The sequence below is a fragment of the Providencia sp. 2024EL-00732 genome, from assembly GCF_044006275.1.
Taxonomy (GTDB): domain Bacteria; phylum Pseudomonadota; class Gammaproteobacteria; order Enterobacterales; family Enterobacteriaceae; genus Providencia; species Providencia huashanensis.
In genome coordinates, this window is record NZ_JBIPDG010000002.1 from 49,258 (window position 1) to 73,328 (window position 24,071).

26 protein-coding genes are annotated in these 24,071 nt (G+C 38.5%); 21 read left to right on the plus strand and 5 right to left on the minus strand.

The window, feature by feature from the left end; translation table 11 throughout:
- Nucleotides 1-73: 73 nt before the first annotated feature.
- From ACHB7C_RS05315 to ACHB7C_RS05330, 4 genes are read right to left on the minus strand one after another with little or no spacing between them, the layout of a single operon-like run.
- Nucleotides 74-1,324: an anaerobic sulfatase maturase gene (locus tag ACHB7C_RS05315; protein WP_129466436.1), complete on the minus strand. Its 1,251-nt coding sequence runs from the start codon at nucleotides 1,322-1,324 to the stop codon at nucleotides 74-76.
- A gap of 31 nt (nucleotides 1,325-1,355) precedes the next feature.
- A complete protein-coding gene (locus ACHB7C_RS05320; RefSeq protein WP_048606178.1) occupies nucleotides 1,356-2,072 on the minus strand; it encodes a GntR family transcriptional regulator in 717 nt (238 codons plus the stop codon).
- 48 nt (nucleotides 2,073-2,120) lie between these two features.
- Nucleotides 2,121-3,890, minus strand: coding sequence for a sulfatase (locus tag ACHB7C_RS05325; protein WP_042846263.1), 1,770 nt, complete (start codon nucleotides 3,888-3,890; stop codon nucleotides 2,121-2,123).
- Nucleotides 3,891-3,903: 13 nt separating this feature from the next.
- A complete protein-coding gene (locus ACHB7C_RS05330; protein ID WP_042846264.1) occupies nucleotides 3,904-5,325 on the minus strand; it encodes a PTS transporter subunit EIIC in 1,422 nt (473 codons plus the stop codon).
- A gap of 149 nt (nucleotides 5,326-5,474) precedes the next feature.
- Between ACHB7C_RS05330 and ACHB7C_RS05335 the strand changes: the two genes are divergently transcribed.
- From ACHB7C_RS05335 to ACHB7C_RS05435, 21 genes are all read left to right on the plus strand, one after another.
- Nucleotides 5,475-5,831: a YidH family protein gene (locus ACHB7C_RS05335; RefSeq protein WP_042846266.1), complete on the plus strand. Its 357-nt coding sequence runs from the start codon at nucleotides 5,475-5,477 to the stop codon at nucleotides 5,829-5,831.
- Nucleotides 5,832-5,844: 13 nt separating this feature from the next.
- The gene (locus ACHB7C_RS05340; RefSeq protein WP_042846268.1) at nucleotides 5,845-6,144 is read left to right on the plus strand and encodes a DUF202 domain-containing protein; all 300 of its coding nucleotides are present in this window, start codon (nucleotides 5,845-5,847) and stop codon (nucleotides 6,142-6,144) included.
- Nucleotides 6,145-6,288: 144 nt separating this feature from the next.
- Nucleotides 6,289-6,531, plus strand: a complete 243-nt coding sequence (locus tag ACHB7C_RS05345; protein WP_042846269.1) for a YhdT family protein — start codon at nucleotides 6,289-6,291, stop codon at nucleotides 6,529-6,531.
- Nucleotides 6,521-7,975 (plus strand): sodium/pantothenate symporter, encoded by a 1,455-nt coding sequence (panF, locus tag ACHB7C_RS05350; RefSeq protein ID WP_042846270.1) that lies wholly within the window; start codon nucleotides 6,521-6,523, stop codon nucleotides 7,973-7,975. Before ACHB7C_RS05345 ends, panF begins: the two co-directional genes overlap by 11 nt.
- A 21-nt stretch (nucleotides 7,976-7,996) precedes the next feature.
- Nucleotides 7,997-8,881 carry a 50S ribosomal protein L11 methyltransferase gene (prmA, locus tag ACHB7C_RS05355; protein ID WP_042846272.1) on the plus strand — a complete coding sequence of 295 codons (885 nt, stop codon included), beginning with the start codon at nucleotides 7,997-7,999 and terminating at the stop codon, nucleotides 8,879-8,881.
- 317 nt (nucleotides 8,882-9,198) lie between these two features.
- Nucleotides 9,199-10,182 (plus strand): tRNA dihydrouridine synthase DusB, encoded by a 984-nt coding sequence (gene dusB / locus ACHB7C_RS05360; RefSeq protein WP_395346654.1) that lies wholly within the window; start codon nucleotides 9,199-9,201, stop codon nucleotides 10,180-10,182.
- 7 nt (nucleotides 10,183-10,189) lie between these two features.
- Nucleotides 10,190-10,486, plus strand: a complete 297-nt coding sequence (fis, locus tag ACHB7C_RS05365) for a DNA-binding transcriptional regulator Fis (protein ID WP_004258438.1) — start codon at nucleotides 10,190-10,192, stop codon at nucleotides 10,484-10,486.
- Nucleotides 10,487-11,989: 1,503 nt separating this feature from the next.
- Entirely contained in the window at nucleotides 11,990-12,328 is a 339-nt protein-coding gene (locus ACHB7C_RS05370) for a helix-turn-helix domain-containing protein (protein ID WP_042846274.1), read from the plus strand.
- A gap of 90 nt (nucleotides 12,329-12,418) precedes the next feature.
- Complete coding sequence (locus ACHB7C_RS05375; protein ID WP_042846276.1) at nucleotides 12,419-12,940, plus strand: fimbrial protein; 522 nt, start codon at nucleotides 12,419-12,421, stop codon at nucleotides 12,938-12,940.
- 65 nt (nucleotides 12,941-13,005) lie between these two features.
- Complete coding sequence (locus ACHB7C_RS05380) at nucleotides 13,006-13,533, plus strand: fimbrial protein (RefSeq protein WP_155405707.1); 528 nt, start codon at nucleotides 13,006-13,008, stop codon at nucleotides 13,531-13,533.
- Between the two features lie 70 nt (nucleotides 13,534-13,603).
- On the plus strand, nucleotides 13,604-16,171 hold the full coding sequence (locus tag ACHB7C_RS05385) for an outer membrane usher protein (RefSeq protein ID WP_198860920.1): 2,568 nt from the start codon (nucleotides 13,604-13,606) through the stop codon (nucleotides 16,169-16,171).
- Between the two features lie 181 nt (nucleotides 16,172-16,352).
- Nucleotides 16,353-17,138 (plus strand): fimbria/pilus periplasmic chaperone, encoded by a 786-nt coding sequence (locus tag ACHB7C_RS05390; protein WP_042846414.1) that lies wholly within the window; start codon nucleotides 16,353-16,355, stop codon nucleotides 17,136-17,138.
- Nucleotides 17,139-17,188: 50 nt separating this feature from the next.
- Nucleotides 17,189-17,800, plus strand: coding sequence for a fimbrial protein (locus ACHB7C_RS05395; protein WP_129466439.1), 612 nt, complete (start codon nucleotides 17,189-17,191; stop codon nucleotides 17,798-17,800).
- Nucleotides 17,801-17,816: 16 nt separating this feature from the next.
- Nucleotides 17,817-17,987 (plus strand): hypothetical protein, encoded by a 171-nt coding sequence (locus ACHB7C_RS05400; protein ID WP_272670722.1) that lies wholly within the window; start codon nucleotides 17,817-17,819, stop codon nucleotides 17,985-17,987.
- Nucleotides 17,984-18,340 carry a fimbrial protein gene (locus ACHB7C_RS05405; protein WP_272670726.1) on the plus strand — a complete coding sequence of 119 codons (357 nt, stop codon included), beginning with the start codon at nucleotides 17,984-17,986 and terminating at the stop codon, nucleotides 18,338-18,340. The genes ACHB7C_RS05400 and ACHB7C_RS05405 overlap by 4 nt, the downstream gene beginning before the upstream one ends.
- 9 nt (nucleotides 18,341-18,349) lie before the next feature.
- On the plus strand, nucleotides 18,350-18,850 hold the full coding sequence (locus tag ACHB7C_RS05410) for a fimbrial protein (RefSeq protein WP_129466440.1): 501 nt from the start codon (nucleotides 18,350-18,352) through the stop codon (nucleotides 18,848-18,850).
- 10 nt (nucleotides 18,851-18,860) lie between these two features.
- Nucleotides 18,861-19,358: a fimbrial protein gene (locus tag ACHB7C_RS05415; RefSeq protein WP_042846282.1), complete on the plus strand. Its 498-nt coding sequence runs from the start codon at nucleotides 18,861-18,863 to the stop codon at nucleotides 19,356-19,358.
- Nucleotides 19,359-19,366: 8 nt separating this feature from the next.
- Nucleotides 19,367-19,885 (plus strand): fimbrial protein, encoded by a 519-nt coding sequence (locus ACHB7C_RS05420; protein WP_042846284.1) that lies wholly within the window; start codon nucleotides 19,367-19,369, stop codon nucleotides 19,883-19,885.
- A gap of 19 nt (nucleotides 19,886-19,904) precedes the next feature.
- The gene (locus ACHB7C_RS05425; protein ID WP_166686615.1) at nucleotides 19,905-20,435 is read left to right on the plus strand and encodes a fimbrial protein; all 531 of its coding nucleotides are present in this window, start codon (nucleotides 19,905-19,907) and stop codon (nucleotides 20,433-20,435) included.
- 34 nt (nucleotides 20,436-20,469) lie between these two features.
- Nucleotides 20,470-21,459, plus strand: a complete 990-nt coding sequence (locus tag ACHB7C_RS05430) for a hypothetical protein (RefSeq protein ID WP_166685160.1) — start codon at nucleotides 20,470-20,472, stop codon at nucleotides 21,457-21,459.
- Between the two features lie 381 nt (nucleotides 21,460-21,840).
- Nucleotides 21,841-22,332: a nucleoside deaminase gene (locus tag ACHB7C_RS05435; RefSeq protein ID WP_166685161.1), complete on the plus strand. Its 492-nt coding sequence runs from the start codon at nucleotides 21,841-21,843 to the stop codon at nucleotides 22,330-22,332.
- Nucleotides 22,333-22,457: 125 nt separating this feature from the next.
- Here ACHB7C_RS05435 and ACHB7C_RS05440 read toward each other — a convergent pair whose 3' ends face one another.
- Entirely contained in the window at nucleotides 22,458-24,005 is a 1,548-nt protein-coding gene (locus ACHB7C_RS05440) for a methyl-accepting chemotaxis protein (RefSeq protein ID WP_129466444.1), read from the minus strand.
- Nucleotides 24,006-24,071 lie beyond the last annotated feature (66 nt).

A 24,071-nucleotide genomic window follows, 5' to 3' on the forward strand; every position in this document is an offset into this window, starting at 1 on the left:
TTTTGAAATAGCCCGTTTTATTTATCGTCAAAAAATACCGCGAAGCTCAGCTGCGCGGTATTTTTTATTGAATTTAATTAATATGGCGAATTGGGATTGTATTTTCGATAGGTGCAGCACGCTGGAATAAGTGTAAATTATCCATCACCGAGGCTGGGGGGCGACGGAAACGTAGCTCATTCGCCATATATTGCATATAGGGGTCAATGTGGCTAAAAATTGCCTTATAGCCCTCACATAAATGATTATGCCATTTATTCTCAACTTTTTCTGTCCTATGCTTTGGGCATCCCCCATGACAAGCAAACTTAAATTCACATTTTTGGCACAGTGAAGAAAGGTTGAGTTTTTGTTGGCCAAAACGTTGCTGCTGCTTACTATAAACTAGCTTATTGAGAGGCTTACTTAATAAATTACCCAGTTTAAATTCGGGATAGACAAAATGGTCGCAACTATAAATATCCCCATTTTGCTCAGCCACTAAACCGTATCCACACGCCGGCTGCATAACACAAAAACTAGGCATATCACCAGACCAAGCCGCAAGCGAGTTATCAAACAACTGGACAAAGACCTTCCCAACATCTTTTCTTACCCAAATATCAAAGACTTTATTAATAAAATCGCCGTATTGCTTCCCTGTTATTGACCATGAGGTTAGCGTTTTCTCTCCCGCTTCTTGTGGGTAGCTCAAATGTTGAAATTTACTATTGTTCATTTCATATTCGACAACAGGAATAAACTGCAAGTAATTAGCTTGAAGTTCTTCGGTAATAAAACGGTAGATTTCTTCTGGATATTTTGCCGTCTCATTATTAATCACCGTCAAAATATTAAAATCAATTTGATACTCTTTGAGTAGGCGAATTGCATTGATAACTTTATCAAAAACCGAATTACCTGAATTGGATTTTCGATAAATATCATGTAGCCATTGTGGGCCATCAAGGGAAATTCCGACTAAGAAATGATGTTCTTTTAAAAACTTAGCCCATTCAGCGGTTAACAATACCCCATTTGTTTGTATGCTATTGTAGATTTGCTTTCCTTTTCCATACCGCTTTTGGTATTGGATCACTCGTTGGAAAAAATCCATCCCCGCCATTAACGGTTCACCCCCTTGCCAAGTAAAATCAATTTCATGGCTTGGTGATAATTCAATGTACTGACGAATATATTCACGTAATGTATTGTCGTCCATACATTTTAATTTTTTACTATTAAAATCAGTTTGGTGTTCTTTTTCTAGATAAAAGCAGTAATCACACTTTAAATTGCACTGATAACTTGTTGGCTTAGCCATTATGTGAAACGCTTTTTTCATAGTAACCTCTTAAGTTTTGGCAACGGACATCTTAGCTGCCATTCACTTTATACTCGTAATAGTTGCTTAAATAACTACCTTCCATATATAAAATGGCTTCATTATCTTTGTTGTAGTCAATACGGCAACGAGAAAATATGGGGGTTTTCTCATCGATATCTAATAATTCCATTTCTTGTTTTGTTGGAACAAGTGCTGATAATTTTTCAGTATAATGGTTTGAATTTAGCCCTTTGGATTCTAAAAAAAGATAAATAGACTCTTCTAAATCCTCTGCTGTAATGCTTTCAATACAAGGTGGAAAATAAAAACAATTGTATTGAATCGGTTTATTTCCTTTTGTAATAACCCTTTCCACTTTGGTCAGGACTGAGCCTTCCGGCAATTTCATAATTTCACTGATATCTTTATTTGCCGCAACTTTGTTTATCGAAATAATATTACGTTTTACTCTTTGTGTTGCAGCCCCCAATACTTGGGTATGGATTGTTGCATAGGCTTTTTTAGAATTTCGAATAACGAGAGTGCCAACCCCTCGAGATCGTTTTACATACCCTTCTTTTTCTAATTCCGAAAGTGCCCTTCTTGCCGTGATCCTGCTGATCCCAAACATTTCTTGAAATTCAGCTTCTGTCGGAAAAGTATCGTTTTTCCTATATTCACCTTTATTTAGCTTATCGACTAAAATATCATACACTTGCGCGTATAACGGTTTTGAATGCGTACTATAATCTAGTTGTTTTTTCATATATTAATCACAATTACCCGATGTTAGCCCACCGGGTAATGCTCTTATTTATTTTAATCGCATTTCCAGAGCTACCCGGTATAAAAGCTCATTATGGTTTTCTACTGGAAAATTATCAATAATGAAATCAACTAGCTGTTTTTGTGTTAACCCACCTTCTAATTGTTTGATAAACCTGTCCTTTATCGTCTTTAAATGACGGGTTTCGATATATTGTAATAATGACATCGCACCATATTTAACTTCCTGCGTGAGCGGATATTGGTCAAATGCAGTTTTCGCTGCCCCAGCCTGCTTATGCTCTTGTTCAATTTGCTCAAGGGAAACTGGTTGCTCTTTCGATAAACCATAACGAGCATACAACTCTTCAGGAGCATCATTTTGTAACATCATTAAACGAATATTTTCGAGTAAACGCTGTTCTATTGCCACATTGAGGATTGGTGACGTTTGTGCCGGGTCTTGCTTAACATGGTATAAGCGATGTCCAAAACGGTCTGAGTCTGTTGTCATCACACTCGTTGCAGGGATTTTTAATACTGAGCAACCTTGTGTGAAATCAAACCCCTCATATAACTCTGTTCCTTGTAACTCTTTAGGCGTAAACCGCCGGTTTATACGTGTTGGCATCAAAGTATAATCATGAAGCCCCTCGGTTCCTTGAACAACAGGAGAGCGCATATAAACATACTCACCATCTGTGATATTAATCTGACAGCCATGGTAGCCAAACAGCGCATATTCGCGAATAGGTTCATCTTTAGCAAGCCCAGCTAATATGCTTTTTCCTTGCATATTTTTAGGGATTGGTGCATTAAAATAATCAAGTAACGTAGCCGGTATATCAATAGTTTGAGCCAACATCTGCCTTGATACCCCATTGGTATCCAAATCAGGGTGGCAAATAAAAAATGGTGTATTCGCGATTTCGTTATAAAGTGGCATGATATTTTTCCCCCACCAATCATGTTCACCTAATAAGAAACCGTGATCCGTATTTACAATTAATAGCGTATCTTCCCATAAATTGTATTTATCAAATATATCAAGAACCTGACCAACATATGCATCGACCATCGTTACTAGTGCTTGATAAAAACCACGGATCACTTTTTGCCTAGACTCATCCTCAGTGACAAAATAATACGGCGGCCAGCCATCAAAATGAGCATTGGATAAACCATAAAGTTGTAGGTATTTTTCAGGTACATAAAACGGTTCATGAGGATCAAAACACTCGAGCTGTAAAAACCAATTATCATCCGAGTGATTAGTTTCAATAAATTCAATACCGTGACTAATTGTTTGTACCAGTGGATGATCTTTTTCATCCTGCATATATTGCTGATTAATCAGGTGCTGGGTACGACTGGCTATTTTACGCTGTTTATTTTCATCAGGTTCACCTGATTCATAATGAACAACTGGCTTATTCACAACACCTTTCCAGTTATCCCCCTCTTGCCCCCGAATAAATTCATATGTTGAGAAACGCGAGTGGTAGGTTGCACCGCCATCTCGCCAGTAATGTTTGTGATCCGTAACTAAATGAGTATGAATACCTTGTTTTTTCAGTATTTCAGGCATCGACTCATCAAATGGCTCAATCGGGCCCCAGCTACGATGAAGGAAATTATATCTCCCGGTATGCAATTCTCTCCTTGCAGGCATACAAGGCATACTGCCAACATAAAAATTATCAAACTTCAGTGCGCGTTTACGTAATCGCTCAAAATTAGGAGTAATGGTTGTTTGGCAGCCATAAGCCGACAACATATGTTTATTCAATGAATCAAACATTAACATTACAGCTTTCATTGTTATTTCCTTTTTACTGGTACTTTCTGATACGTCCAACAACATAAGTCAATACGAAAGCAATACTCGCACCGACTAACCAACTAAAAATGTATTGGAGATATTTACCATCCGCTATCAGTGGTAGTGCGGATAGCCCTGCGGCTCCGACCCCATTGGCTGTTACATCCAATAAGACGATCATCATTCCCCCAAAACCAGCACCTATCGATCCTGTGATAAATGCAAAGCCTGCTGGGATGTTTACCCCAAAGATAGTCGGTTCACCTACGGCTAAAATACTGGTCGGGATAGCCCCTTTAGCGACACGTTTCATTACCGGATCTTTTGTCATTATCAAGACGGCAATTGCAGCGCCGACCATACCGGAATTACTCATGATTTGAATCGCAAATAACTGCGAACTTCCTGTTGCTTGAATTAATTCTAAATGGATAGGAATTAACCCTTGGTGTAAACCAAGAGAAATTAAAAATGGGAATAAAGAAGATAAGATAAAACCAGCCGCTAAGCCACCATGCTGTAAAATTCCGGACAATGAGCCTAAAATACCATTAGATACAACGCCAGCTACTGGCATAATACCAAATAGCAAAAGCGCAGTCATAATGATGATTGTCAACGTTGGGGTTGCAATAACATCTATCATACTCGGGATATAGCGGCGTAACCGCTTTTCTAACCAACAGCTAATCCAAACCGCAAAAATAACCCCAATTAACCCACCTTGTCCCGGAGTTAGTCCCAAAATAGCAACTTGAGGCGCAATCGTAATTGCCCCTAAAATCCCCCCTAAGATTTCAGTTCCCTTAAACTCTTTAGCAGCAAAAATACCGGTGAATACAGCTAGTAAGCTAAACAAGCCACTCGCAATAATCCCCATAATAGTACTTATTTCTAACAACCCTTGTTGTTGCAAAACCACTTGGGCTGCTGACATATTAGCGGTTGCTTGAATTCCCTGAGCTAGCGCCTCGGCATGTGCCGAGTTAACAATAATGTTATTGATCCCCATTAAAGTACCAGCAGCAATTAAGCCGGGTAATAATGGAACAAAAATATTCGCTATACTTCTTAGCACGGCTTTAACTGGCGTTTTTTTCTTTGCTTTATTTCTAGCGATTTCAGCTTTAGCTAATACATCGCTTTCAGGTTTATCATCCTGCAATACAGTGCTTTCAGAGTCCCCGTTAGATAGTAGTTGATTAATTGCGTCAGCAATATTGTTACATTTTCCCGGTCCTACAATCACTTGCAATGTTTCATCACTCACCACTCCTAGCACGCCAGGTAGTGCTTTCAAACCTGCAATATCCGCCTTTTCTTCATTTTTTAATGTCATTCTCACTCGAGTCATACAATTTGTGACGTGAATGAAATTTTCAGAACCGCCTGATAATTCTATAATTTTTTTTGATATTTTATCGAGATCCATAGATCCTCTCTTACGGTATAGTAAGGTAAAATGCTTTGTTATATTGTTATAACATTTAGATTAATATATCATCAGAAAAAGAAAGCCCACACTTACATTAATGTTTTGTGATTTTCTTCTCACTTTTTCTAAAAAAGATAGGAATTCCAATGACGATAAAAAAAGAAAACTGGAAAATACTTGGGAAAGCGCCGGATTACCGATTCACATTAGCTAACGAAAGAACATTTTTAGCCTGGATTAGAACAGCGTTGGCTTTTTTAGCTGGTGCAATTGCCATCGAACAACTATTTCAATCTATCGAATTTCCATGGATAAAAATGGCACTGGCATTAGTGCTCGCTGTGGCGGGTGGGCTGACTGCGGCGATGGCATTGTATCGCTGGAAACAAAACGAATTAGCAATGCGGCAAGATAAACCCCTTCAATACACTTCTTTTTTATTGTTAATTACATTGTTTATCATGACCGCAGCCTCTTTCGCACTCTTATATATTTTACTATAGGCAGTGCAGTGCAATGCGAGACCCCGGACTACAACCAGAAAGAACACAGCAAGCTTGGAGCCGAACGCTACTCGTTTTAGCACTAAATATATTGCTATTTCTGCGTTCTGGGTTACTCAATCATTCATACCTAATGCTAACCGCAGCTGCGGCTGGCGCATTATTATTTTTGATCATTACATTCAAAAGACATAATGCATCTACCTCCCCTAAAATAGGATTAAAAATAAACAATTCTATATTCTTATTTTTTGCGTCATACACCCTTATTTTTATGTCTTTTATGCTGGTTATTAAGATTTTATCTACTTAATTTGACTTTATCTCTCAATATTTAACTAAGTTCATCTTAAATAAATCACTGCCTTTAATCGCTTTTCTCTGAATTTTTCACACTCCACTCCCAGATTATCGTACAATCCCCGATTATTTTTGTGAGAATGAGGAGGAATAACGGATGGACAAACGTTTTCTTCAATCAAATAAAGAGGCCCGTTGGTCACTCTATTTAACGATAGCCTATATGATAGGCTGGGTTATTTGTGCATACCTTCCTAGCAATACGATGGGAGTTACTGGGTTACCATTATGGTTTGAATGGTCATGCCTAATTTTGCCCGTCATCTTTATTCTACTGTGTATTATGATGGTTAAGCTCATATTCAAAGATATCTCTCTGGAGGAGAATGATGCAGATTGAAGTTCTCCTACCATTAATCGGTTACCTTGCCCTCGTCTTTCTGTTATCAATTTATGCCTATAAAAAGCGGAAAACAGGCGAATTTCTGAATGAGTATTTCTTAGGTAATCGTTCCATGGGCGGTTTTGTCCTTGCAATGACAATTACCGCAACCTATATCAGTGCGAGTTCATTTATTGGAGGCCCTGGAGCCGCCTATAAATATGGTCTAGGTTGGGTACTTTTAGCGATGATCCAGCTACCGGCAATCTGGCTTTCCCTTGGCGTACTGGGTAAGAAATTTGCTATTTTAGCGCGCCGCTATAATGCAGTGACCCTTAACGATATGCTCTACGCTCGCTATCAAAGCCGCTTCTTAGTTTGGTTTGCAAGTGTTAGCCTACTCATTGCTTTTTTTGGCGCCATGACAGTGCAATTTATTGGCGGCGCAAGGCTATTAGAAACAGCAGCTGGTATCCCATATACCTATGGTTTGATAATTTTTGGGGTATCTATCGCCCTCTATACAGCTATTGGTGGCTTCAGAGCCAGCGTATTGAATGATGCATTGCAAGGGCTAGTCATGCTTATCGGGACAGTGATCCTACTTGTTGCCATCATTTACCATGCTGGTGGGCTCCCTACAGCCATCGAAAAAATGCATGCCATTGACCCTAAATTAGTGTCGCCCGAAGGGGCTGACGATATTCTGAGTGGGCCTTTCTTAGCTTCTTTTTGGGTTCTAGTCTGTTTTGGCGTGATTGGTTTACCCCACACCGCGGTGCGTTGTATTTCATACAAGGACAGCAAAGCTGTTCACCGAGGAATTATTTTAGGCACTATCGTGATGGCAATATTGATGTTTGGTATGCACTTTGCGGGTGCATTAGGGCGCGCAATTTTGCCTGATCTGACCATCCCTGACCAAGTGATACCAACATTGATGGTACAAGTCCTTCCTCCATTTGCCGCTGGGATTTTCTTAGCAGCACCGATGGCGGCAATTATGTCGACTATTAATGCTCAGCTCTTGCAGTCCTCAGCCACTATCGTAAAAGATATTTACCTCAATGCAGTGCCCACGCAAATTAAAAATGAGAAAAAACTGGCTCGGATCTCTAGCTGTTCTAGTTTGATCTTAGGGGCTTTGCTTTTGATCGCTGCGTGGAACCCACCTCAAATGATTATTTGGCTGAATTTATTAGCGTTTGGTGGTCTTGAAGCGGTTTTCTTGTGGCCATTAGTTCTTGGGCTATATTGGGAAAAAGCCAATGGTACAGGGGCAATTTGCGGTATGGTTGTCGGTGGCGTATGTTATGCCATTTTTGCTTCCTTTAAGATAGAACTTATGGGCTTTCACGCTATCGTTCCATCGCTAATTTTCAGCCTCATAGCCTTCTTGATAGGTAACTTTTTTGGCAAAAATCCAGTACAATTGCCCACAATTAAGACATCAACAAATTAGATTTTAACATAAGAGATAAATATGCCTTGGATACAGATCCGCATCAACTCAACAGGTCCACAAGCAGAAGCTCTTGGCGATGAACTCATCGAAACTGGGGCGGTATCCGTCACTTTTCAAGATAGCCATGATACCCCTGTTTTTGAGCCCCTACCTGGAGAAACTCGTCTTTGGGGTGATACTGACGTCATTGGTTTATATGATGCAGAAACCGACATGAAATGGGTGGTTTCTCAATTGGAAAATAGCCCTCTTCTTGGAACTGGGTTCATTCATAAAATCGAACAATTAGAAGATAAAGACTGGGAAAGAGAATGGATGGATAACTTCCACCCAATGCGCTTTGGTGAGCGTTTATGGATCTGCCCAAGTTGGCGCGATGTTCCGGACCCAACTGCCGTTAATGTCATGTTAGACCCAGGCTTAGCCTTCGGAACAGGGACTCACCCAACAACATCACTGTGTCTTCAATGGTTAGATAGCCTTGATCTCGAAGGGAAAACGGTAATCGACTTCGGATGCGGTTCGGGCATTTTGGCGATCGCAGCATTGAAACTAGGTGCCGCTCATGCCATTGGTATCGATATCGACCCTCAAGCTATTACTGCAAGTCGCGATAATGCGCAACGTAACGGCGTCTCCGAGCGTTTATCTCTCTACTTATCGAAAGACCAACCGGAAGCGCTACAAGCTGATGTCGTAGTTGCTAACATCCTTGCTGGCCCTCTACGTGAATTAGCCCCAATGATAAGCGTATTGCCTCGTGCAGGTGGTTTACTGGGTCTTTCTGGGGTATTAGCCACTCAAGCAGAAGGGGTTGCTGATGCTTATCGACCCATGTTTGAAATTGACCCTGTGGCTGAAAAAGATGAGTGGTGCCGTATTACCGGTGTCAAGCACTTTTGATGGCTTTTTTTATCAAAATTAGGGAATAATTCCTTTGAAAATAACGCCAGAATAGATTATCTTATAGCTCAAATATTGCTCAATAGCTGGTGATAATCTGTTCTGCACGAGATTTGAACAACGCAACAGTTATTTTAATAAATCGTTATCGAGTACGCTTAACTATTTGTTAAATATAACTAATTTTTTAGTTGCTAGAATGCAAGATAAAAAAATTAGTGATAAATAACCGTTTGCTCAAAGTTTGTCCTTTCATATCTCGTAAAAAATGCGTAATATACGCGCCCTTGCAGTCACAGTATGGCCCCCATTTAGTTATGCGAATCGGACAATATCAGTTGAGAAACTGTCTTATTGCTGCCCCAATGGCTGGCATTACAGATAAACCTTTTAGGTCACTCTGTTATGACATGGGCGCAGGTATGACGGTATCAGAAATGCTTTCTTCTAACCCTCAGGTTTGGAAGACAGACAAATCTAGGCTCAGAATGGTTCATCGTGATGAACTTGGGGTACGTTCCGTTCAAATAGCTGGCAATGATCCCGATGAGATGGCTGCTGCTGCTCAAATTAATGTTGAGAGTGGCGCTCAAATTATCGATATCAATATGGGCTGTCCAGCTAAAAAAGTGAATCGTAAGCTTGCAGGTTCTGCACTGCTACGTTATCCAGAAATCGTTAAGTCGATTCTAGAAGGTGTCGTAAAAGCAGTGGATGTACCTGTTACTCTTAAGATCCGCACAGGTTGGTCACCTGAAGAGCGAAACTGCATAGAAATTGCCAAATTGGCCGAAGATTGCGGCATTCAAGCACTCACCATTCACGGCAGAACTAGAGCCTGTCTGTTTAATGGGGAAGCTGAATATGACAATATTCGGGCAGTTAAGCAGACTGTTACCATTCCGGTTATTGCCAATGGCGACATTACTGACCCGCTAAAAGCCAGGGCTGTTTTGGACTACACAGAGGCTGATGCCTTGATGGTAGGACGAGCGGCTCAGGGAAGACCATGGATCTTCCGGGAAATCCAGCATTATCTGGACACAGGTGAAATATTGCCACCGATGCCAATGGCAGAGGTACAACGCATTATGCTAGCGCATGTACAGGAATTGCACGACTTTTATGGTCAAGGCAAAGGAGCCCGTATAGCGCGCAAACATGTTTCTTGGTACTTAAAGGAACATGCACCTGATGACCAGTTTCGGCGCTCATTCAACACCATTGAGGATGCCAGCGAACAGCTGGAGGTGTTGGAAGCATTTTTTGAAAATTTTTGCGTAAATAAAGATAAGAGCTGACAGAACTATGTTCGAACAACGCGTAAATTCTGACGTACTAACCGTTGCTACTGTAAATTCACAAGATCAAGTAACTCAAAAACCGTTACGTGATTCAGTCAAGCAAGCACTGAAGAACTATTTTGCTCAATTAAATAATCAAGATGTTAACGATTTATATGAGCTGGTATTGGCTGAGGTAGAACAGCCTTTGTTGGACATGGTTATGCAATATACCCGTGGAAACCAGACCCGTGCAGCCCTGATGATGGGTATCAACCGCGGTACTCTGCGTAAGAAACTGAAAAAATACGGCATGAACTAATCCTAGTCGGTTAATGCAGTGTTTTTACAGGCACCTTCTATATTTTAGAAGGTGCCTTTTTGTTTAAATGACTGGACTCCAGAAACGCCACAGTACTGCGACGCATGCGGCTAGTATATTTTACTCTTCTATTGCAGGTATTTAGTATTTCTCATTAAATACACAAAATGTACTGCTCTAGACTAACCTAGCTTTACTCCCTACCAGTTAAATTGCCATTCCCCCCAATGCCCTTTCAATCCCTAAAAGCCCCTATAAACTTATACTTCACTCACCTATTTTATTAGATAACCTATTTTATTCCCTGTTAACCCTAGGTTGATTTAACTTAAATATAATAAATTTAAATAGCCTCAATAAATCACATCATCTAAAATATAATAATAAATACTATATTCAGTAAATAAAATTCACAGTGCGCTTACCATCACAGCAAACACATCAAACACATCAAACACATCAAAAAATTTAATTATTAATAATAAGCTATTAAAACAGAAGGAAATTTAATATTTAAAGTACTCAGTCATTATTAATAGTTTGCTAAAACACAAAAAATATTAATCACTCACTGAGTTTAAAAAATTATTATTTCACCACTATTCAAATAGTAAATAAAACTATAGCCCAACCTAATAACCCTTGTTCAACTTACATAAGTCTACGCTGATTAAAAATCACATAACTGACTAACACCCTTCCATTTGACTTTATATAATAAATTCTGAACTCATTGTTATACAAGAATTTAAATTATTTTATTAGTAAAGATAGCATTTATTACAGTACCTACTTTTCATAATAGGTCAATGTCATTTCCTGATGTATATACAGATTTATATACCTTAAAAAGAATTAGTTGAACAAGAAAAAACAATGAACAACTTATTGAGGAAAAACTGAATGAAAATTATTACCATAGCGGTTTACTCATAGGATATTTGGTGATGTTAAGTACCTATGCGTTTATTATTATCTGGTAATTATGTTAGTTAATATTTATTTTTCACTCACAATGAGAGTTTTCTTTACTTAAACTAAACCCCATGATATTTAAGTATTTTTCACTATATATACCACGTTTTGATTACTCATATTATGTGTTTTCTTTGCTTTTTACGCACTTAAACGTTACAAATAAAGATAAAGTATGAAAAAATGTTAATATCGAGTTAATATTCTGTTTTTATCTTTAGAATTGCTTTTTTGTATCGTCATTGATTTATCAATTTTTGATAAATTAAAAAACACACATCTCGCAGAAAATCACAACACATTGATTTATATATAATTATAAAAACTGTAAAAAGTGTAAATTTATGGTTATTCATTAAAAACTTCAAATTAGTGAGTTTGCTTTTAAATTTCTCACTCTTTATAATTGTAGGAAATCAAGGCAACGATGAATATTATTAGCTTTCTCTTTAATTAAAGAACTAATATTAATAATAAGTTACTAATTTATTAATTTAAATTAGTAGTTTTCTTTTGGAAAATAGTTGTATGAACTTACAAGAACATAAAGATGCTCCAAGTGAGAATTCTGCCAATTGTTTTTCTTCTTATTGTGGAGTTGTAATAAAAAGAATAAGAAAAGAAACTGGTATTACTGGAGCTCAATTAGCAACAAAATTAAATATTTCACAACAGCAAATGTCTCGCTATGAAAGAGGTGTCAATAAGCTAACAGTCGATATGTTATTTAATATCTCAGTAGCTTTAAACATCTCATTTGAAAGTTTAATCAAGAACATTATTATTGAAATAAACAAATCAAATTATGATGACGTGGTAACTTTAAGAAAAAGCATCACGGCATCTGATACCATCTACTTTTATTAAGTAACTTTATTAAGTTTAATAATTAAAGTGGCTTTAAACATTTTCAAACAAAAACACATCAAATATTTATTATGATTCTCTGAGGAATATATGAATAAAGTTATTTTTGCAGTTTTAGTATCGAGTGCAATGAGCGCTTCTGTATTAGCCGCTGATATGGGGCACGGTAAAGTTACATTTAAAGGAGCTATTATTACAGCACCTTGTTCAATATCGCCTAATTCTATCGATCAAACTATTGAGTTAGGACAAATTGCAGATTCAACATTAATGGGCGGAGGTAGATCAACCCCACGTACATTTGATGTTTCATTAGAAAACTGCAAATCCGAAAACTTAAAAAGTGGAGTCCAATTGACTTTCAGTGGTGCAGCTGCAGCATTTGATACAACAAATAAGACATTAGGACTTGTCGGTACAGCTTCCGGAGCAGGTGTTCAAATTACTAACCCAGCTGGCCAAGTAATCACACTGGGCAAACCCTCTCCATTCCAAATAATCCAAAATGGCAGCAACACTCTACGTTTTGCCGCATATTTGATTGGTGATGGTGATAAAGCAAAAACAGGTGAATTTAGCTCTATAGCTGACTTTACACTGAACTACGAGTAAACGAATAAATGGCCTGATGAGATAAGGATATCGCTCAGGCTTTTAAAATTCGGTGAGAGGTACGCATGATAAATAAAATGAGAATTATCAAAGGTACATTTGGATTGCATTGTATCGTCTTGGCCTTTTCAGCGAATGCTGGAGCGAGCATCAAAATGCAAGGCTCTATTATTGAAACAGCTTGTTCTATTGATGTTGGAAGCCGAAATCAAACTATTGATATGGGAAGTTTACCTTTAGCCGCCATTCATAGAGATGGCCAAGGACCTGCTCGTACTTTTCATATTCGTTTAGTTAATTGTGTTTTAGCTCGGCAAAACCCCGCTAAGCCAAATTGGCAATACTTTCAAGTCACCTTTGACGGCTCACAATCGCAAGGGTTATTTCAAGTAGATGGCCAGGCGAGCGGTGTTGGACTACAGATTCAACGCGAAGACGGTGAAATTGCCATCCCAGGAAAAAGTTTATCGCACCAAACACTTTCAATTGGTGAACGCGACCTGTCATACAATTTACGGTTAGTAGCAAATAAAAATGCGTTGATAGCAGGGCAATACTCTAGCCACATACGTTTTAAATTAGATTACGAATAGACCGCATAAGTCGTTGTTCATTTCGGTTATTAAATAAACATCATAGATAAAAATAAGAGAAGGTGGGGCAATGACCTCGGATTTCATTCGCACCCCGTTACTTGGGTGGTTTCATCCAAGTGTAGTGGGGCTATGTATTACACTGGTAGTAAGCTTTGCTGGGCAGGCGAAAGAGATTGAGTTTAATACCGATATTTTGGATGTAAACGACCGAGCTAACATTGACTTGAGCCAGTTTTCAAAATCCGGTTATTTAATGCCAGGTGAATATAGTTTTGCTATTTATGTGAATAAGCAGACGTTACCAGAACAACCTATTTATTACTACACCTCGCCTATAGATGAAGGTGATAGTTTAGTGTGCTTAACGCCAAGTATTGTCGAACAATTTGGTCTGAAACCCGAGGTGATGAGCAAACTGTCATGGTGGCATGAAGGAGAATGTTTGTCACTTGATAGCTTAAAGGGAACCGATGTTAAAGCTGATTTAGCTAGTTCAACATTATATATCAATATGCCGCAAGCATATTTGGAATATACCGCTGAAAATTGGGACCCTCCTGCACGTTGGGAAGATGGCGTATCAGGGATGGTCTTTGATTATAACGTCAATACACAAGTATCACAGCAAACACGCGGTGGCGAGCAAACTAATTACAACACCAGTGGAAATGGCGTAGTTGGAGTAAACCTAGGCGCATGGCGTGCTCGTGCTGATTGGCAAATGCGATTAGATAAACAACAAAGCCAAAGCGTAACACATTCGTTAGATTGGTCTCGTTATTATATTTACCGAGCCATTAAATCTTTGGGTGCAAAATTAACCTTAGGTGAAGATTATCTGGTGTCAGATATTTTCGATAGCTTCCGATTTACGGGAATGAGTTTAATTACCGATATTAATATGCTCCCTCCTAATTTAAGAGGGTATGCTCCTGAAATTACTGGGGTTGCCACTAGTAACGCGACAGTAATAGTGAGCCAGCAAGGCCGTATTATTTATCAAACACAAGTTGCGGCTGGCCCCTTTCGTATTCAGGACTTAAATGATGCCATGTCAGGTGAATTAAATGTTGAAGTTAAAGAACAAGATGGCTCAATCCAAACTTTCACAATAAATACAGCTACGGTCCCTTACCTAACTCGTCCGGGGCAATTACGTTACAAGTTAGCAGTAGGACGTCCTACTGATTGGCAACACCATGTAAATGGTGAAACTTTTGCGAGCGGTGAGTTTTCTTGGGGAGTCAACAACGGTTGGTCATTATTTGGTGGCGCAATTGGCGCTGAAAATTATGCTTCTGCAGCACTCGGTATCGGACGTGATTTAATGATGTTTGGAGCATTATCGTTCGATATTACACATGCACGCTCTAATTTAAAAGGAATGACTGATGTTGGAAATAAAACCTATAAAGGCAACTCATACCGTCTAAGTTATTCAAAACACTTTGATGCTTATAACAGCCAAGTAACCTTTGCAGGTTATCGTTTCGCGGAAAAAGGTTTTATGAGTATGTCAGAGTACTTAAATGCGCAAATGAGTGGGGTTCAGCAATATAGCAGCAAAGAAATGTATACCGTTTCATATAACCAACAATTTCCGAGTGTCGGATTAAGTGCATATCTTAATTATTATCACCAAACCTATTGGGATCAGCCAGATAATGACCGCTATAGCCTATCTATAGCCAAGTATTTTGACATGGATAAGCTAAAAAATTTAAGCATTAACCTGACGGCGTATCGTAATAGTTATCAAAATACGAACGATGATGGGGTATATGTCTCTTTATCAGTGCCATGGGGAAATTCTGGTTCTCTCAATATGAATAGTAGTTGGAATAAAAATGATAACACTCAAAGGATCGGGTATTACGACCGTTTGGATGAGCGCAGTAATTACCAACTAAGCACAGGGATTTCTCGTACTGGTGCTTTAGTCAGTGGTTTTTATTCTCATCAAGGTGATATTGCATCATTAAATGCAAATGCTACTTATCAACAAAACCGCTACCGCTCTGCTGGACTGTCTTTACAAGGTGGGATCACCGCAATACGAGACGGTGTTGTATTCCACAGAAATAACCAAATGGGGGGAACACGTATTTTTGTCGATACTGATGGCATAGCTGGCATTCCCTTACGAGGGTACGGTGCAACAGTTGACTCTAATCGTTTTGGGCAAGCAATCTTAACTGATGTGAATAGCTATTACCGTAATCAAGTGAGCGTAGACTTAAATGCCCTACCCAATGATGCACAAGTAACACAATCGGTTAAACAAGGAACATTAACGGAAGGTGCTATAGGTTATCGTCAATTTGAAGTCGTTGCTGGTGCAAGTGCCATGGCCATATTACGGCTCGCTGATAACAGTTACCCACCGTTTGGTGCTTTGGTATTTAATCGACGAGGCCAACAGATAGGAATGATTGGTGATGAAGGAAGCGCCTATTTAACTGGATTAAACCCAAATGATATTTTGCAGATACGTTGGGATGAGAGAACTCAATGTGAAGTGACATTACCGGAAACTTTACCAACAGGAGAAGCATTGTTTTCTAGCTGGTTATTACCGTGTCTCTCTGCTGGTAATAAAAACTCAATCAACACAACCTTCGAGGAAATGAATTGAGTAAATATCAATACAATTACAGGCACTTTTTTCATCAAATATGAAATTGTCAATTCAAGACAACCTACTTTTCTAGTAAATCAATGCGAATGAATAATTTTATTCGTTCGATATTTATGAATGCAGCGTAAATAAAAGACACTGCTTTTACAGAATGAGAAAATAAATAATGAAATTATTAATGACAAATAAATTATGCCATAAATTATTTGGCTCGGTATTACCCTATTCTTCTATTTGGTTATTAGGAAGCATACTCAGCATAATTGGAGTATCTCCAGTTCAAGCTGCAATAGCACTAGATAGAACACGGGCTATTATTACAGAAAATGATAAATCAATTAGCCTAAACATCAGTAACGAAAATAAACAACTGCCTTATTTAGCGCAAGGGTGGATTGAAAATGAAAAAGGGGAAAAGATCAGCGAACCATTTACAGTTCTTCCCCCAGTTCAGCGACTAGAGCCTAGCGCTAAGAGTCAGGTGAAAATACAATCACTTCCTGGTACAGCTGTGTTACCACAAGACAGAGAGTCGGTGTTTTACTTTAACTTGCGTGAGATCCCACCTAAAAGTGATAAGCCAAACACGTTACAACTCGCATTACAAACACGAATTAAATTGTTCTATCGCCCGAAAACGATTATTCCGACACGTGAACAAATGAACACCCCGTGGCAAGAAAAGCTGACATTAACGCGCAAAGATAACCAATATACAGTGACCAACCCAACGCCTTACTACGTCACTATAGTAGATGCAGCACCGAGCACAGAAGGTAAAACCGTTGATGGCTTTGAACCTATTATGATTGCCCCCAAAAGTAGTCAAACGATAAGTGGAGCAGCTGATGCATTGGGTAACAAGCCAGTTTTAACTTATATCAATGATTACGGCGGGCGCCCGGTACTATCTTTCCAGTGTCAATCTCAGAGTTGTTATGTCGTCCCTTCACAAAAACCTTAAAACGAGACGATATCAATCGCAATTACTGTGTTTGAGTAGGAGAAATCACCATGAATATAGTACTGGAATTAGAACGATATCGTCATGCGTTAGGAGGGATGCTGCTAGTGTTACTAGCCACTACTGTTAACGCCACGGAATTGGACAAAGTGGATAATTGGGATGTAGATGGGGCAAATGGCACTCTATATGTTCACGGAGCTTTAACTGAAAGTGCTTGCCGATTAGCGATGACTTCTGCAAATCAAACAATCGACCTAGGTACAATCGGGACGGGGCAACTTCAGCAAGTCGGGCAATCAGGCCCCCCCATAGCTGTCGTGTTACGTTTGGAAGATTGTTTAAGTGGGGAAAGCCGTAATCGAAACCAATTGGGTGACTTACTTTGGAGCCCCGATATGCCTGCAATGAAAATCCGTTTTTTAGCACCAGCTGATAAACAAAATCCATCTTTAGCGGCAGTTATTGGAGCAAAAGGAATAGCATTAGAATTCAGTGATGCAACTCACTCTCCCATTGCATTAGGGCAGTATAGCTTGCCTCATTTAGTATCACCTGGGCAAAATCAGTTAACGTATTACGTGACTCCAGTGAGAACAACCATGGGGTTAAATGCAGGCGCCTACTCCGCCTTAATTCGATTTCAATTGAATTATGATTAACAGAAAGGCAATGCACATGTCATTAAAAAACAAACAAGAATTCCGCCTTGCCATATTCAAAGGGATGATGGTAATTGGAATATTGTCAGGAGTACTTAATCAAACACAGGCAGATACTGCAAATTTAAATTTAAAACTAACAATTATTACCCCCCCCAGTGCACCATCAGTAATGGTGATGAAATAACGGTTTCATTTGGGCAAGTTCAACAGGGGTTAATAGATGGCGTCAGCTATAAACGTACTCCAATTGACTATAGGTTAGCGTGTACTAGTGTTGCAACAAATGCTTTGAAAATGTCACTTTCTTGGAGTGCGGTGACTTTCAATGGGTTATCAGCTATTCAAACCAATCGTACTAATTTAGGAATAGCAATATACCAAGATGCAACTCGATTAAGTAATGGAGACAGCCTAAATTTCAACCTACTTGGCGCTCATCCCGCATTGTATGCCGTACCAGTCAAACCGACAGGCACTATGTTATCAGACGCGGGGGCATTTTCTGGTGCCATGACCATGACCTTAAATTATCAATAGGATGAAAAAATGAGGGCAAAAATCCACAGCTGGTTATACATGTTTATCACATTCAATATAGTGTCATTTCCAGCATCAGCCGCGTTTACGGTGAATTTTAATGGTACGTTAGTTGTCACACCGCCAGAATGTACAGTTAATGGAGGTTCAACAACCGATGTACAATTTGGCGATGTACATGAAACATTGATTAATAATAGCAGTTATAAACGCACGCCAATTATGTATGCATTAAATTGCACACAGGTATACAACAACGCGCTAAAAATGACCTTAACGTGGAATGCCATCACGTTAAATGGCCAAAATGTAGTGCGCACTAATCGAAGTAATTTAGGAATAGCTATTTATCAAGATAATACTCGCTTGAATAATGGAACATCATTGAACTTCACCTATGGTGGGAGCATGCCCGCATTGTATGCCGTCCCAGTAAAACCAACAGGAACAGTACTCACTGACGGTGGTGAATTTAATGGTGTATTAACGATGGTTGTTGATTACCGCTGAGGAAATCTTTATGAAATTAAATCGGTGCTTAAAGTCAATTTTAACTTTCGTTATTCTGATTAATTCTGGTATGGCATTCGGTATCGGAGCTAATTTATCCGGAAACCTAATAGTAACGCCTCCAGAATGTATTTTAAATAATGGACAACAGCAGGCTGTGCATTTTAACGATATTTTATTAACGCGTATCGATGGAATTAACTACCAGCAGACATTGGTATTTAAATTGACATGCACACAGTTGGCGAAGAATGCAATTAAACTTACGATTCAAGGTGATGTAACTAGTTTTAATAGCAATGGAGCGCTCAAAACTAGTCACTCTAAACTGGGTATAGCATTTTATCTAAATGATGTACGCCAAGCAATTAATGAGACTATAAACGTGAATTATACTGCATTACCTACAATTAAAGTGGCCCCCATAAAAAATCTAACTGCGAGCTACAGTAATACGGATGGAGGTGCATTTACTGCGTTAGCAACCCTGAAAGTAGATTATCAATGAGGGACATAATGGGAACATTATTACAAAAAATTTGCTTCTTACGTAACGGGCTAGGAGTAATACTCCTCACTATTGTCTCATGGAACTCACAAGCTAATTGGCTATTTGATGGGACATTGATTATTCCGCCAGTCTGTCAGCTAGGACATGAAGACCCGATCAGAGTTTCTTTTGGGAAGGTGGGAGTGCGAAAAGTTGATGGGCATTTATTTAAGCAAAATATTCCTTATCAACTTAATTGCCAAGGAGATTTAAATCAACCTTGGGATATCACTTTATCTTTTAATGCAACTTTAGCAGGTTCAGGATTTGATAATGCAACATTGCGTACTTCTAGCTTACTGAATGTAAACAAGCTAGGCATCCAAATACAAAAAGATGGTGTACCGCTGGAGTTAAATAAGGCATTTGCTATTGATACAGGGCATTTACCAGTACTATCTGCAGTTCCGATTAAGCGAACTGGCGTTGATTTAGTGGGAGATGATTTTACAGCACAAGGTACATTAGCGATTGCATTTCAATAAATACACCATGGACTAAGAGATGAAAATACAACTAGGCCGCTGGCTTCCTTGGGTAATATTAAGTATATCATTCCCAACATTTGCAGATGACGTACTTTTTGATGGCACGCTGGTAGAGGATGCCTGCGAAGTATACCCAGGGGATGAAAATATTGAACTCGATTTTGGGACTGTAATTGATGAATATCTATATCTCAATACACGTACGCATAGTCAGCCTTTTACTATTCGCTTAATTAATTGTGATTTGGTATTAGGAAAAGAAGTTCAAGTTACCTTTACAGGTAATGAAAGCACAACTTTACCTGGATTATTAGCTTTAAATAATGTAAGTCACGCAAAAGGTATTGCTGTGGGATTAGAATCAGCTAATGGTACGCCAATAAAACTGAACAAAATGAAAGGTCACATTCAAGGATTGCATTCTGGTAATGGTAATAATTTGAATTTTAAAGCATATATTCAAGGTGAGCCTAAAGCACTACAAGAAAAAAATATTATTCTGGGTGATTTCGTAGCTACAACTACTTTTACACTAGAATATGAATAAAATTTTTTTATAAAGATAAATATGGAAAGCAATAATGAATAGACTATTATTTCTGTTTTTTTTATTTTCAGGGCAATGCTTATCGGAAGAACTTACCGAATTGCCTGCTGGCAGTTCATTTATTTACCCTAAACAAATATCAACAAAATGGCTTCATTACACACTTTCAAATTGTATTGGCCCAAGCAATCCACATGCAAACTGTAGAGATAATAATGATATTGTTTTAGATGGTGAAATTGAAATAACGATACGCCTTACCCAGGGTACTTTAAACCAAGCTATTGATAATAGAATTAATGCGACAAATAATTCAACCACTATTTCTCGTCAAGGTAAATTTGACTGGGTAGGAGGTGGATATGGTCTGAGGATTGAATGGACTGAAACAATACCGGGTTTAATCTGTACACCAAATGATAATGCTAGTTATCAAAAATGTCTAAGTCGATATTTGGGAAATACGTATACTGTGAAACATAACTTTATGACTTCACAAGGTGCAGCTGTGTGGAAACATTTAAGTAAATATCCGCTATGCAATAGAGGCATTCTCTTTCAAAACCAGTTATCTACAACAGGTGTTTCTGATATTTATTCGACAGATTTTGAATCAACATGCACAAAAGGAGGGCCAAATGATATAACTCCTCCAGAATTAGAAGATTCTGCAGTGTGTAGCTTAAATAGTCAAAACTTAAATTTAAATTACTCATCAACAAACTTTAATGTTACTGGCCTCACTCAAAATGTAAATTTAATGATTTCGTGTACCTCGGGTAGTGCAAAAAATTACAAACTTAAGTTGACGGGAAGTAATGTAACAAACGGTCGTCTTAATTTTGGTAATGGAGTTTCTGCCCAAGTATCATTGAATGGTACACAAGTTCAAGCTAATGGAATGGGGATCCAATTAGATAACTTAACGAGTAAATCGATTCCAGTAAGTGCGACTCTAATGGGATCTGCTTCGTCTGCTGGAGTCAGCAATGCAACGGGGGTTTTAATATTGGAGGCTCTATAAATAAAAAGTTTTTGAATTCATGTAACTTTAAAAAATAACAGTTAGTCTTAATCTTTTTTCAATAATAGGTGAGCATAAAACATTAATTAATGTGTAAACACCCCAATCACCTTAGACTAAATGATTTTTATTAATAATCTCATGAGCTATTGTGCTAATAAGATTAGCTTATTAGCATACACTACTGATTCATCAATGGCTTTTAATATATCAAAAGTTTAAATCAGTATTTGTCTATAAAGGAGCCATCAAAAATGGACAATTAAATTATTATAATTTCATTAAGATAATTTAAAATCAAGAAACGACAAATATAAATAGCATTAACATGTTAATATGTAAATAGAATGAAATAAACTAGCTCGATAAAGGAATATAAATATGGTCATTAATTCGAAAAAAGAAGTTCAACAGCACGAATGGGATATTCAATTTATGACGAGAACTTTAGCTGTTGCAACTGATGCTGCTAAAAAAGGCAATGAACCTTTTGGGGCAATATTAGTGAAAGCTAACCAAATTGTGATGATAGGAGAAAACCATATTCATACCGAGAGCGACCCCACCTATCATGCAGAAATAGGTCTTATACGAAAGTTTTGTTCAGAGCATAAAATTACAGACTTGTCAGAGTATACTCTTTATACTAGCTGTGAACCTTGCTGCATGTGTTCGGGAGCAATGGTTTGGAGCCAATTAGGACGAATGGTTTATAGCCTTTCACATGATGAATTAGCTGAAATTGCGGGCTTTAATATCATGCTCGGCAGTGATGAAATATTCGCAAAAAGCCCATTTAAGCCCACTGTGGTTAAAGGTATTTTAAAAGAACACGCGACTACGATTTATAAACAATATTTTAAACGAAGCTAATAATATTAGGCCTACTGCTGACTTATAATAATAATCTTAGCTCCTAAATACTGTGCTTTTGTGAGCCCTCATTGTAATGCAGTGAGGGCTTTTTATTCTCTACAAAATGGCGCAATCTCACCTTACTATGCAGATAAATTAAACTGTTGCACAGACTGCTGTAGCTCTTGGGTTTGCTGGCTTAATGAATTAGCTGCCGTAGCAACTTGTTCAACTAAAGACGCATTTTGCTGGGTAACGCTATCCATCTGCGTAATAGCGACACCGACTTGTGCTATCCCTTTACTTTGCTCCTCTGAAGCTACCGTAATTTGCTTCATAATAGCAGTGACCTCGTTAATACCTCGCAGGATACTTTCCATCGTTTTTCCCATCTCATTAACTAGCCCCGTTCCTTTTTCCACACAAGCACCTGAACTAGCAATTAACTTTTCAATCTCCATAGCGGCATCTGCACTGTGACTTGCCAATTTACGAACTTCAGCCGCAACCACCATAAAACCTCGACCATGCACACCAGCACGAGCCGCTTCAATAGATGCATTCAAAGCTAAGATATTTGTTTGAAAACTAATGTCATTCATCATGCTGATGATATCTGAGATTTTTTGTGAACTTTGTGAAATTTCACTCATCGTTGTAACGACAGAGTAAACAATTTCATTGCCTTTATTCGCAACCACAGAAGCTTCGCTAGCTAAATGGTTTGCGTGAAGTGTATTTTCCATATTCAACTGAACTGCGGCGGTGATTTGTTCCATACTCGCAGCGGTTTCTTCTAAGGCAGCCGCTTGTTCTTCAGTACGCGATGAAAGGTCATTATTACCATTAGAAATCTCACTCGCCCCCAGATAAATATTCTCACTTCCTTGCCTGATCGAGCCTACTGATTCATGCAGATCTTTTCTCATTTCTTCAAGGATCGGAAATAATCTCCCCACACAGTTGTTACCAAACGGTAGCACTGGCTGGCTTAAATTCCCTTTTGCAATTTCAATAAAGTGCTGTCTCAACACCCCTAATGGCTTTTGCATCATAGTCGCCATATAGCGATCCGTAAAAATGAGCATCAATATTCCTAGTATTGCCGTAATAATCATGACGATACGCGTAATATCCATCACATTATCAACATGTTGCCGAGTATGACTAATCAATGCATCAGCCGTCTGATTAAACTTTTGAATTGAAGCACCAAAAGCGCGGCTCAAAGCAGGAGTAATGTTGTGAGCATGGGCTAAATATTTATTCGGATCATTGTCCATGCTTAGCATAAGTTGAGGTGTTACCCCATCATCGAATAGCGCCTGCCAACTATAAATTACCTGCTCTGATATTTCAGGGTCCATTGGTCCTGGAGAGATAGACTTCATCTGTTCTAAATATTTTTCCATATTCGACAGAGCCTCTTTTACAGGGGCATAATCTACTGTTTTTCCTTCACTTTTACTTTCCATTACCCGAGTCAGTCGTGTGACAAATCGAAAATATTGATCGTTTCCCTGACTAAGTACTGTCATTTGCTGGACTAATTGTCTATCGATATCATTTCCATCTGCAATACGTGATAGTGACCAACCACTGTAAACATTTGTCCCCCCCAAAATCAGGCATAAAATACTTAATAATACGAAGACCGCAGTACGAATTGAGTAATCGCGAAGTTTCTGCATAGAATTTCTCTTTCGGTGAGATAAAATGACGATATTTAACTTTATCGGCGATAAAGAGAATAATTT

Coding starts and splice junctions, on each gene's coding strand:
- ACHB7C_RS05315 (WP_129466436.1), bottom strand. CDS start 1,324: ATGAAAAAAGCGTTTCACATAATGGCTAAGCCAACAAGTTATCAGTGC.
- ACHB7C_RS05320 (WP_048606178.1), bottom strand. CDS start 2,072: ATGAAAAAACAACTAGATTATAGTACGCATTCAAAACCGTTATACGCG.
- ACHB7C_RS05325 (WP_042846263.1), bottom strand. CDS start 3,890: ATGAAAGCTGTAATGTTAATGTTTGATTCATTGAATAAACATATGTTG.
- ACHB7C_RS05330 (WP_042846264.1), bottom strand. CDS start 5,325: ATGGATCTCGATAAAATATCAAAAAAAATTATAGAATTATCAGGCGGT.
- ACHB7C_RS05335 (WP_042846266.1), top strand. CDS start 5,475: ATGACGATAAAAAAAGAAAACTGGAAAATACTTGGGAAAGCGCCGGAT.
- ACHB7C_RS05340 (WP_042846268.1), top strand. CDS start 5,845: ATGCGAGACCCCGGACTACAACCAGAAAGAACACAGCAAGCTTGGAGC.
- ACHB7C_RS05345 (WP_042846269.1), top strand. CDS start 6,289: ATGGACAAACGTTTTCTTCAATCAAATAAAGAGGCCCGTTGGTCACTC.
- panF (WP_042846270.1), top strand. CDS start 6,521: ATGCAGATTGAAGTTCTCCTACCATTAATCGGTTACCTTGCCCTCGTC.
- prmA (WP_042846272.1), top strand. CDS start 7,997: ATGCCTTGGATACAGATCCGCATCAACTCAACAGGTCCACAAGCAGAA.
- dusB (WP_395346654.1), top strand. CDS start 9,199: ATGCGAATCGGACAATATCAGTTGAGAAACTGTCTTATTGCTGCCCCA.
- fis (WP_004258438.1), top strand. CDS start 10,190: ATGTTCGAACAACGCGTAAATTCTGACGTACTAACCGTTGCTACTGTA.
- ACHB7C_RS05370 (WP_042846274.1), top strand. CDS start 11,990: ATGAACTTACAAGAACATAAAGATGCTCCAAGTGAGAATTCTGCCAAT.
- ACHB7C_RS05375 (WP_042846276.1), top strand. CDS start 12,419: ATGAATAAAGTTATTTTTGCAGTTTTAGTATCGAGTGCAATGAGCGCT.
- ACHB7C_RS05380 (WP_155405707.1), top strand. CDS start 13,006: ATGATAAATAAAATGAGAATTATCAAAGGTACATTTGGATTGCATTGT.
- ACHB7C_RS05385 (WP_198860920.1), top strand. CDS start 13,604: ATGACCTCGGATTTCATTCGCACCCCGTTACTTGGGTGGTTTCATCCA.
- ACHB7C_RS05390 (WP_042846414.1), top strand. CDS start 16,353: ATGACAAATAAATTATGCCATAAATTATTTGGCTCGGTATTACCCTAT.
- ACHB7C_RS05395 (WP_129466439.1), top strand. CDS start 17,189: ATGAATATAGTACTGGAATTAGAACGATATCGTCATGCGTTAGGAGGG.
- ACHB7C_RS05400 (WP_272670722.1), top strand. CDS start 17,817: ATGTCATTAAAAAACAAACAAGAATTCCGCCTTGCCATATTCAAAGGG.
- ACHB7C_RS05410 (WP_129466440.1), top strand. CDS start 18,350: ATGAGGGCAAAAATCCACAGCTGGTTATACATGTTTATCACATTCAAT.
- ACHB7C_RS05415 (WP_042846282.1), top strand. CDS start 18,861: ATGAAATTAAATCGGTGCTTAAAGTCAATTTTAACTTTCGTTATTCTG.
- ACHB7C_RS05420 (WP_042846284.1), top strand. CDS start 19,367: ATGGGAACATTATTACAAAAAATTTGCTTCTTACGTAACGGGCTAGGA.
- ACHB7C_RS05425 (WP_166686615.1), top strand. CDS start 19,905: ATGAAAATACAACTAGGCCGCTGGCTTCCTTGGGTAATATTAAGTATA.
- ACHB7C_RS05430 (WP_166685160.1), top strand. CDS start 20,470: ATGAATAGACTATTATTTCTGTTTTTTTTATTTTCAGGGCAATGCTTA.
- ACHB7C_RS05435 (WP_166685161.1), top strand. CDS start 21,841: ATGGTCATTAATTCGAAAAAAGAAGTTCAACAGCACGAATGGGATATT.
- ACHB7C_RS05440 (WP_129466444.1), bottom strand. CDS start 24,005: ATGCAGAAACTTCGCGATTACTCAATTCGTACTGCGGTCTTCGTATTA.